1 protein-coding gene is annotated in these 11,915 nt (G+C 49.4%); it reads left to right on the top strand.

Annotated features, from left to right (window positions below):
- Positions 1-1,740: 1,740 nt before the first annotated feature.
- Positions 1,741-11,915: non-ribosomal peptide synthetase (locus BP95_RS31685; protein ID WP_036667671.1), on the top strand; the 10,175-nt coding region annotated here is incomplete at its 3' end.

Consider the following 11,915-nt stretch of genomic DNA (forward strand, 5'->3'; position numbering starts at 1 on the left):
TGAGAGAAATGAGTGCTGTGAATCATTTGTATGTAACGTTCATTGTAATAGTCGGGGCAATACATCGGCTACCTTGTCACCGTGGCGGCATGGATAACAATTCGGTGGCGCTGCTTGGATAATGAAGAGAGGCGCGCAGATCAAATCGCCGATTAATGGTTACAAAGTATAGGGCAAATGGAAAACCCCCGTGAAGCTGCTGTGGCAGCGCCCCGGGGGTTTGTGTTTTGGTCTGGCGCAGCATGACGCCAACTATTTAACCCCTGACAGCCTGTAGTATGGCTGCAGCCGGTCCCTGGTTGTTTTCTAGTTGCATAAAATGAACGGGAGATTACCTTAAACTTCAGATCATTTTATATAGGTTAACAGAATAATGACACTTCTAAAACAACAAAAGCCCTACCTCTCTTTTGTCCTTGCGGCTCCGATGACCGCGCCAGTGTGAATCAGAATTTCGTCTTTACATAAACTCATACTTCGTTTGGGTTATTCAAAATAAGAATTTAAAACTTCGTGGTCACGAAGGGTTATTCTTCTAGCGAGGAACGTAAAAGGGGTTAAATTGATATTACAATATCATATTATATCACAGATGTAACTATCTGGCAAGAGCTCTATTGGGTTCTACTTTGGGCTGCACGGGCGGAGCCGGAAATAACAAAACTGACCTAAATGGTATCCTGATGAGAGTGTTTTCAGTTATTAATTAGATATTGGCTAGAGCCAATTATATGACGATCAATGTGTTGCTGGCAAAGTTTGAAGTGAAGAGAGTGGATTGGTTAAAAAATTGTTATTCATATGAGCAGTTGACTAATCTTGCAGTGCATTTAAAAATACAAAAAAAATTACCTGGCAGTGCTTCAATTTCAAAATAATATACTGGAAATACGAATTCTTACTTATTAAAAAATCGAATGAAATATTTAGGAACCGCCGAATACCGAGCGGTATGTATGTCAGAAAAAGTTATTAATTAACAATTTGAATATTGCAAAGAAAAATTTGGTATGTTACTATTGCGCTAACACTTACGATAGGAGTTGAAGAGGGTAATGTAGAATTTCTTGCTAACGTTTAAAGAATAAAACCAGTTCTATTTGTTCTGTTTTATTCTTTATTGGCAAGAAAGTTACCTTATTCTTTTCACTCAAAATATATCCTTATCTGACTCTGCGTAGGGTTGGGTTTGCTTTATTTTTTTGAGCTGTAAGAAAGGTCAACTTTCTTGCGGCTCTTTTTATTTGAGTATTTTGCATTAATCTGAGCCCTTGATACGCAAGGATTTTCAGTCATAAAAAAGGAACTTCACCCCAACTTGGCGAAGTTTATTGGTGATAAAACCAAAAACACCCAATAATGGAGGAATTTTAGTCCTTACGCGAAAGAGCTGAGAAGCCGTTACCCCGAAGGGCTTAAGGTCACTCTATTGTTAAAATAAAGAGAAAGGTAGGAAAGGAGAATGTATTCACCAGATCCGCTGTCGAAAAGTGCAAAATATTAGCAATGCCTACAATTTTGATCCAAATAAGGATACTCCTCTGTATTTATAAAACCTCAAAACAACCAGAATCGTACAACAATTCTCATTAAAACAGACAGATATGGAATTATTCAATTCATTAGCAAGAATAAGGTGAATTTGCAGGAAGTTGAAAGCTACTTTGTTACATTTACCCGCAACGGAAAGCATGTGCAATACCGGCATTCCAAGGATTCCAAAGAGAGAGAAGGGTATTTATGTCAATAAGCAAAGCCAATCCGCAACTGCAACAAAATGAAAACGTTTATTACGAGCTTACGGAAGCGCAGCGTCGAATTTGGTACATGGAGCTTTTGAATCCACACACGACAGTTGCCACGCTTAACAGTTTGCTTACTATCAAGGGCACGATACAAGAGGATAAGATCGTGGAAGTGCTGCAAAGCCTCGCTCTCCGTCACGACGCTCTGCGTATGCGATTGCAGCAGAGAGAAGGTGAGGAGCCACTAAGTTATATTGTTCCTTTTACACCGATTGACCTCGATATTGTGAATTTATGCGATAGTGAACCAGAGGCATGGAAAGAAGAAGTCGAGTTTCTGTCATGTCAACCGTTTCCACTCTTTGACTCCCCTTTATTTAAATTTATGCTGTTTCGGACTGGTGAATCGGAAGCCAGACTGTTCTTGAGCATTCATCATATTATTGCCGATGGCTATTCGCTCAACTTGTTAGGGAATGAATTCGTTAAGGGCTATCATGCCTTGCTTAGCAATAGAGAGCTTCCTCAAGAAGTGGCGCCTGCTTGCACGAATCTGCTCGGTAACGAGGAGGAGTATCTTCAATCGACCCGGTTTCAGAAAGATAAGGCATTTTGGGAGGATGAGTTCCGTACGCTACCTTCCATCACACGGCTTGGCACTGCCGAAAACGCTGTGCAGACGGCGGGCAGCTTGGCAAATTATGCCCATTATGAAATTCCGATATCTGAATGCAACGACATCCGTACGTTCTGCGAATCACAGCGTGTTTCTCCATTTAACTTGTTCGTATCTGCACTTTGTTTGTATATGTCGCGGATTTGCGGAGAAGACGAAGTTGTGCTTGGAACGATGTACGCCAACCGGACATCCCGAGAACAGAAGTCGATGGTTGCGATGCTCGTCAGCACGACGCCTTTTCGTATGCGCATTGACGCTTCCTGGTCGTTCGAAGAATTTCTTGAACAAGTAAAGAACAAGCAGAGCGAACTGATTCGGCATCAAAAGTACCCGTTTAACCGGATTGTCCCGGACCTTCGCAACCGTTTCGGTTTTACGGAGGCATTGCTGCCCGTTTTCTTCAATTATCACCCGATGGAGTGGGGCACGCTGCCTGACGATGCGCCTTTCCAATACGAGACGCTGCCTCTAGGAAATGGGCACCAGGATAACGAATTGACGGTGCACATCCGCGAACATGTAGGAACCGGAGAAATGGCCATTCAAATCGATTATTTGACTGATTTGTTTGCGCGACAAGACATCGATTGTTTGTTCCAAAGATTGCTGCATGTAATTCGGGAAGCGATGTCGAACCCCTTGCAGTCGGTAGGGCGATTGCACATTCTGCCTCCTGAAGAACAGAAGAATATACTCCACACTTACAGCTTGGGACAACGGACCGAGCAACGACTTGACCGTTCTATGCACGAATTGTTTGAGACCCATGCAGCAAATACGCCGGATCAAATCGCTGTTGCGGAACCGGGCGGATTGTCGCTGACCTATGGACAATTAAATGAGCAAGCGAACAGGCTCGCTCGGACGCTTCGAAGCCTGGGCATAGGCAGTGGGGAGCCTGTGGCCATTCTGGGGGAACGTTCTCCGCTTATCGTAACTGCCGTTCTTGCCGTATTAAAGGCAGGCGGCGCTTTCGTTCCGTTGGACAACTCATTGCCTGCCGATCGCCTAGCTTATATGGTAACGGATAGCGAAGCTAAAGTACTGCTTACTGCCGACGATTACATGATGACCGTGCCTGATGGCTGCCGAGTCGTAGATTTGAGGCTTGCGTCAAGCTATGACGACGATCCGACCAATTTACTTCACGGTTGTTCACCTGAGCGACTTGCGTATGTTATCTACACCTCCGGAACAACGGGAAGGCCCAAGGGGGTTATGATCGAGCATCGCAGTTGGGTTTCAACCGCATGGTCATGGCATCATGAATACAAGCTTGGAGATATGGAAGTACGACTGCTGCAAATGGCCAGCTTTTCTTTTGATGTATTTGCCGGCGATTTGGCCAGAGCATGGCTGAGCGGAGGACAGCTCGTTATATGTTCGAACGAAACTCGTCTCAGCATGCCTCGTCTCCATGGGATCATCGTCGAACAAGGCATTACACTGCTGGAATCGACGCCGGCATTGCTTGTACCGCTCATGGATTATATCTACGAGAATGGTTTAAGTACGGGACACTTACGTTTGTTAATTATGGGCTCAGACCGCTTTGCGGTGAAAGATTATCAGAGGGTATACGATCGTTTCGGCTCTATCATGCGTATTCTCAACAGCTATGGGGTGACGGAGGCTTGCATTGATGCTTCCTATTATGAGGAAATGAACGGCAGTATACTGCCTCAAGAAGGAAGCGTGCCGATTGGCAGACCGCTCCCGCACGCCAACCTGTATGTGCTTGGTCAGGGCGGGACATTGCAACCCGTTGGTGTGCCGGGGGAGTTGTGCATCGGAGGAGCTGGGGTAGCTCGGGGTTATCTGAACAGGCCGGAATTGACGGCAGAGCGATTCGCTCAAGATCCGTTCGTGACGGATGGACGCATGTATCGCACCGGGGATCGCGCTTACTGGCTTCCGGATGGGAATTTGCAATTTCTTGGGCGTCTCGATGACCAACTTAGTATACGGGGCTATCGGGTTGAGCCAGGCGAGATTGAATCATGCATGATACAAATCGCGTCCATCCGTGAGGCGGTTGTCGCCGTTATGCCAGATCGCCAGAGTCAGCAGGTGCTTTGCGCTTATTACACGGGCGAGAGGGAGCTTGAGACAGATGAGCTGCGAGGATTCTTGGCCTCGATGCTGCCGGATTATATGATTCCTGTCGCTTTTATGAAGCTGGATCAGCTTCCTTTGACGACAAACGGTAAGGTGGACCGAAGAGCCTTGCCTGCGCTGGATGAAAGGATTTCCTCCAAACCATATCTGCTCCCGGTAACGGATGTTGAGCAACGGATGGCAAAGCTTTGGCAAGAAGTGCTGGATCACGAGCAGATCGGACTCCTAGATAATTTCTTTGAACTTGGAGGCCATTCGCTGAAAGCGATGACGCTGTTGACACGCATTCATGAGGAGTTCAAGATCGAACTCGGATTGAGGGACATCTTTCAGGCGTCAGTGCTAAAAGACTTAACCGAGGTGGTCGGCTCGGCGGCGAAACGTAATTACGAGTCGCTTGAATCTGCTCCTGAACAGCTCTATTACCCGCTATCGTCCGCACAGAAGCGGTTATTTATGCTACAGCAATTGGATGTCACAGGACTAAGCTACAATATGCCGGCCGCCTTTCTTATGGAAGGGACGCTGGATAAAGAACGATTGGAAGCTGCGTTCCATTCGCTTTTTGCTCGGCACGATGCTTTGCGTACTTCATTTGCTATTGTAGATGGGGAGCCCATTCAGCGCGTGCAGCAGCAAGTTGATTTCTTTATCGCGGAAGAGGAAGCGGAGGACGGGGAAGCAGACGCGCATATTCGGGCGTTCATCCAGCCGTTCGATCTGGGCGCGGCACCACTTCTGCGGGCCAAAGTCGTACATCTCGGGAATCAACGGCATTTGCTCTTATTTGACATGCATCATATCATCTCGGACGGCATTTCTGTGCAAATCTTGACGAAAGAGCTGGCTGCGGCCTATGCCGGTGAAATGATGGAGCCGCTAAAGCTGCAATATAAAGACTATGCTGTATGGCAGCAAGCCTATAGTCATACGGAGGATTACGCTAAGGAGGAAGCCTATTGGCTGTCGCAGTTTGCCGAGGAGGTACCGGTGCTCCGGCTGCCGACCGACAATCCGCGGCCTGCTGTGCGCAGCTTTAAAGGCGGCCGGGTAGACGCCGAACTGGACGGCGAGCTTGTAACGGCTGTGCGCGAGCTGGCACGCAAGAGCAACACCACTGTGTACATGGTACTGCTAGCCACATACAGCGCATTTCTGTCGCGTATAGCCGGACAAGACGAGATCGTTGTCGGCACGCCGGTGGCGGGACGCCAGCTTGCAGGTTTGTCAGGCATGTTAGGGATGTTTGTAAACACCTTGGCGCTCCGCATGTACCCGGAAGGAGAAAAAACGTTTGCTGCCTATCTCCGCGAAGTGGAGCAGACGGCGCTATCTGCGTTTGAGCATGAGAAATATCCGTTTGAGGAACTGGTTCAGCGAATGGTTCAGGAGCGCGATTTAAGCCGCAATCCACTATTCGACGCAATGCTCGTTCTGCAGCATGGGGAAAATGAAGAGCTGAAACTGGAAAATGTCAATCTGACTCCGTATCCGTTGGATTATACGGCAGCCAAGTTCGACCTGACGCTCACTGTAACCGAGCGAGAGGACTGCTTCTTATTGAGTTGGGAATACGATTCTTCTTTGTTTGCTCAACATACGATTGTACGCTGGAGTGACTGCTTCCAAGAGCTTCTCCTTCAGGCCGTTCATTTCCAGGACGTCAAACTTGGCGCTTACGACTTGGTTACCGCCCAAGATAAAGAACATTTGCTTGAGCGGTTCGCCGGAATAGAAGAAACGTATGCTCCTGCATCATCTGTACTGACGTTGTTCGAGCGGCAAGCCATGCTAACTCCCGACCTCCCTGCGATTATTGGGGAAGAGGGGGAGCTAAGCTACCGGCAACTAAACGAATGGGCGGAGCAGCTAGGCGCCGAACTCCGCAGGCGCGGTGTAGGGACGGATACGATCGCCGCCGTCATGACTCACCGTTCGTTAGAAATGGCAGCAGGTATAATCGGGGTCTTGAAAGCAGGAGGAGCCTACCTCCCGATTGATCCGGAATTTCCCGCGGATCGGATTCGATTTATGCTGGAGGACAGCCGCCCGCAAGCGCTGCTTACGTTCAACAAGTATAAGCCGCTCATTGCCGAGCTTCGTCAGGATGTTTCCGTTCTATATTTTGAAGACAATCCGCTGCAAGAAGAAGTTCCCGTGAAAGAGCAAGGATGCTCGATCAGTCCGAAGCACTCGGCCTACGTCATCTACACCTCAGGCACTACAGGAAGATCCAAAGGCGTTATTATCGAACACGGGAGCTTTGCGAACACCATACAGTGGAAAAAGCGCCACTATCAGTTTGGCCCAAGCGACAGGGCGTTGATGCTGAATCCTTTTATATTCGATTCGTTTGTGACTCACTTTTTTGCGCCTATTGTTTCAGGAGCAGCCGTTGTTATGCTGAGCGATCAGAACAGCAAGGATGCTGCAGCCATTCGTGAAGCTATCATCCATCATCAAATCACCCATTTGCAGAGCCCGCCGAGCTTCTACTCCGCTATGCTGGAGAACATGAGCCGCGAGGATTGGCGCTCGGTGCGCAGTGCCGTAGTAGCAGGCGAGGCCGTAGGCATGCCTTTAATTCGCCGTTTGAAAGCAATGAATCCTGAGATGCAATTGATGAACGAATACGGCCCAACCGAAAATACGGTCGTAACGACGGCTGTGGAATTATCGGAAGAGACTGCTGTTTCCATCGGACGCCCTATTCCCAATACTCGTGTCTATATTGTCAATGCACAGGGAAGGCTGTCTCCATTCGGCGTACCGGGAGAGCTCTGCATTGCCGGTCTTGGTTTGGCAAGAGGGTATGCGAACCAGCCGGAATTGACGGCAGCGAAGTTTGTTTCCGATCCTTTCGTACCTGGAGAGCGCATGTACCGTACTGGCGATTGGGCCCGGTGGCTGCCGGATGGAACTTTGGAGTACTTGGGACGCATTGATCATCAGGTGAAAATCCGCGGGAATCGGATTGAACTCGGAGATATTGAAGCACATCTGCTAACGCTTCCTGGGATAAGCGAGGCAGTTGTGACTGTAATTAATGGATCGGAGGGAAGTGCAAGTCTATGCGCCTATTTTGTCGCGGATCGGGACTATACGGCGAAGGAACTGAGACAACGGCTTGGCTTTGCGTTACCTTCTTACATGATCCCGTCTTATTTTGTTCCCATGCTGCAAATGCCTCTGACTGTCAACGGAAAATTGGATCGCCGTGCCCTGCCGCATCCTGAGGGCAGCAACTTGGCCGAAAGCGGAAGTTATTCGGCACCAAGATCCGACGCGGAACAAAAAATGGTCGAATTGTGGCAAGAGGTGCTTGACGTTCGCCCGATCGGAGTGAGGGATGATTTCTTTGAACGAGGCGGCCATTCGTTAAAAGCGACGGTACTCGTTTCCCGCATGCAAAAAGAGCTTCAGGCTGATGTGACGCTCCGGGATCTGTTTCAATATTCCACTGTTGAAGCATTGACGGAAGCGCTCGCTTCCAGATCGGTCAAAGCAATCGATACACTGGAGCCGGCGGCGCCGATGAATTATTACCCGCTGACGTCGGCCCAAAAAAGGATGTACGTGCTGCAGCAGTTGGAAGGCGTAGACGTCAGTTATAACATGCCGGCCGTTCTCCGGATGAAAGGCAGTCTGGATCCCACGCGATTCGAGTCGGCCCTGCAACAAATCATTCTGCGTCATGACGCTTTGCGAACCTCTTTTACATTCATCGACAATCAGCCTATGCAGAAAGTGCACGAGCATGTGCAAGCGACCGTCGTTTACCGAGCAGCGGAGGAACAGCAGCTTGACGCAAGGATAGCAGAGTTTGTACGTCCATTCGATCTGGAGCAAGCGCCTTTGCTGCGTGTCGAGGTTTTAAGTGCGGGAGAACATCTGCATTACTTGCTGCTTGATATGCACCATATTATCTCCGATGGCGTATCCATCAGCATTTTTGTAGAAGAATTTGCGAAACTGTATGCCAGACATCAACTAGAACCCCTTCGATTGCAATACAAAGATTATGCCGTATGGCAGCAGCAATACGCTCATAGTACAGCTTATCAGAAGAATGAGGATTACTGGCTGCAGCATCTGGGTGGCGAGCTGCCTGTGCTGCATATCCCGACCGATTACTCCCGCCCGATGCTGCGAAGTTTTGCCGGAGAACGTGTTGATTTTCATCTTGACAAGGCATTGTCGGAGTCCGTGCAAAGGTTGGCGCTGAATGAAGGGGCGACCGTGTACATGGTATTGCTGGCGGCGTACAGTATGTTTTTATCGCGATTGAGCAGCCAAAACGAGATTATCATTGGCTCCCCGGTAGCCGGGCGCCCCCATGCAGATTTGTCGTCCATGATGGGGATGTTTGTAAATACACTGCCATTGCGTACGTTTCCTTCGGGACAAAAGAAATTTTTGCATTTTATACAAGAAATCAAACAAACGACGATGGATGCCTTAGAGCATGGGGATTACCCGCTGGAAGATTTGGTCGATCAAATTGTCAAAGAGCGGGATATGGGCCGCAATCCGTTATTCGATGCCGTATTTGTGCTGCAAAATACCGATTCTTTACCGATTGTGCTTCCTGATTTGAATGTAGACACGTATTCGTTCGCAGACAAAACGACGAAGTTTGATCTTACGCTGCAGGTTAACGAGCACCCGGATGGCTATCGCTGCTCTATGGAGTTTTCTACGGCTTTGTTTGCTCGCGAAACGGTAGAGCGTTGGTGCCGTTACTTCACAGTCATGCTGCATGATGTGATTACGGCCCCGGATACGCTGCTTGCTGAAGCAAGATTGATTAATCAAGAAGAACAGATTGAACAGCTTATGACTTATAGCGGATTACCTGTTTCCCCGATGCCGAACGTCTCGATTACGGGGCGTTTTGCAGAGGTCGTCCGCAATTACCCGGAACGATTGGCGGTTGTATGCGGTGAACGTCACCTTACCTACGAAGCGCTACAGCATCAGTCGGGTATTCTGGCCGGCAAGCTTCTTAGCGAAGGACTGCCGCTTCATGCGGCTGTAGGAATTCTAGCTGATCGATCCATTGAGTTTATTGTAGCTGTCATGGGAGTTTTGAAGGCGGGTGGCGCCTATGTGCCGCTGGACCCTGAAGCTCCAGAGGACCGTCATCTGTATATTCTGGACGATTGTGGAGCGGAATTTTTGCTGGTTGCCGGCAATTTGCGCCCGCCGGAATCGTATGAGGGGACGGTCGCTAGACTCGACGCCGAGTGGCTTTTACATGAGGATACGGTGGTAGAAGAGCAATCGCGTACGGTCGGCGCCGATGATCCCGCTTATATCATGTACACCTCCGGCACAACGGGAAGGCCGAAAGGCGTGCTGGTCACACACGGCAATGTGGTCAACCTGGTCACAGGCGGCGGATATGTACCGTTTCATGACGGACATCGCTTCGCACAGACAGGTTCGGTCAGCTTCGATGCGGCGACTTTTGAAATGTTCGGCGCTATTCTTCATGGCGGTCAACTATACCCTGTGGAGAAAGAAGTACTGCTGAACGCTAGCCGTTTGGGACAGTTTATCGCAACCAACGGCATTACGGTTATGTTTTTGACGACATCCCTTTTCCATCATTTGGCCGATTCGGATGGCGAACTTTTTACTGGAATTCAGCATTTGATCATGGGGGGAGAAGTGCTGCTGCCGAAGCATGTTCGCGCCGTTCAGCAAGCATGCCCTTCCATCACGATATGGAACGGATACGGGCCTACGGAGAATACGACGTTTTCAACCGTGTTCACGGTTAGCGAAACGGACGGCATGACAAGTATCCCAATCGGCCGTCCAATTGGCGGAACGACAGCCTATGTGCTGGGTGACGGCGGACAGGTGCTTCCTGTTGGCGTTCCTGGGGAATTGCATCTTGGCGGCGCTGGAGTAGCCAAAGGCTACAGGAATCAGCCTAAGCTTACGCGAGAGAAATTCAAACCCGATCCCTTCAACGAAGGCAAAACGATGTATGCGACGGGGGACTTGGCACGCTGGCTGCCTAATGGCAACCTTGAATATATGGGACGGATCGATCAGCAGGTCAAAATTCGAGGATACCGGATTGAACCGGGCGAAATTGAAGCACGTCTGCTGCTGAATGCCGATATTCGGCAAGCGTCCGTCGTCATTCGAAAAGATAAGCCTGGAAATGAAGTGCTCTGCGCTTATTATGTCAGCGATAGTGCGTTAGATCTGTCCGCATTAAGACATGAAATGAGCCTGGCGCTGCCTGCTTATATGGTACCTGAGCATTACATCCGCCTTGAAGAGCTGCCGCTTACTAAAAACGGAAAACTGGATCGATCGGCATTGCCTGTACCTGACTATGAAACGGCAGCTGTTGCGCCGTACATGGCCCCTCGTACACGGACGGAGGCTCAGTTAGCCGCAATTTGGGAAGACGTGCTGCAAATTTCTCAAGTAGGAGTAAGCAGCAACTTCTTTGAATTGGGAGGCCACTCGCTAAAGGCGATGACGTTGGCATCGCGCATCCATCAAGCGTTGCATGTACAAGTCTCGATTCGTGACATTTTCCGCTTTGCAACCATTGAAGCGTTGGCTCCGCTTGTCGAGCGGCAATCGAAGGATCTGTTTAAGGGATTGCAGCCGGCCGAGCCATGCGATTATTATCCGCTGTCATCCGCACAAAGAAGGCTGTTCGTGCTGCAGCAGCTTGAAGGCGCGGAACTAAGCTATAACATGCCTGCGGCTCTGTTATTCCATGGACGCGTGGACTTTGCCCGATTGGAACAGGCTTTCAGAGAGCTGCTCGCTCGCCACGAGGTGCTGCGAACTGGGTTTGAAAGGGTAGACGGCGAGCCTGTTCAACGAATTTACGCTGAGGTCGCGTTCGATTTGCCTTATCGGGAAGCCGGGGATAGGAGAGCGGAAGACCTCATTAGGGAGTTTATTCGTCCTTTCGATCTGAGCCAGGCACCGCTGTTGCGCGTTCAGTTGACCAAGCTGACCGATACGCAGCATTTGCTCCTGTTTGACATGCATCATATTATTTCCGACGGAACTTCCATGAGCATCTTGATAGAAGAGGTGACAAGGCTGTATGGGAGCGATCGTCTCGAGCCCGTATCGCTTCATTATAAGGATTATGCCGTCTGGCTGGCGGCAAACCGTCATTCGAATACGTATGTTCAACAAAAAGAGTACTGGCTGCAGCAGCTTGGCGGCGAGCTTCCGGTTCTTCAGCTGCCAGCCGATTTTGCCCGTCCGTCGATCCAAAGCTTCACGGGCAGCCAATTGGATTTCGCGATCGATGCGGAATTGACCGCCAGCATCAAACAGCTGGCGCAAGACACGGGAACTACATTATTTATGGTACTGCTCGC

Origin of the sequence: Paenibacillus sp. UNC217MF, assembly GCF_000686865.1 — a bacterium.
GTDB classification, from domain to species: Bacteria; Bacillota; Bacilli; order Paenibacillales; family Paenibacillaceae; genus Paenibacillus_B; species Paenibacillus_B suaedae.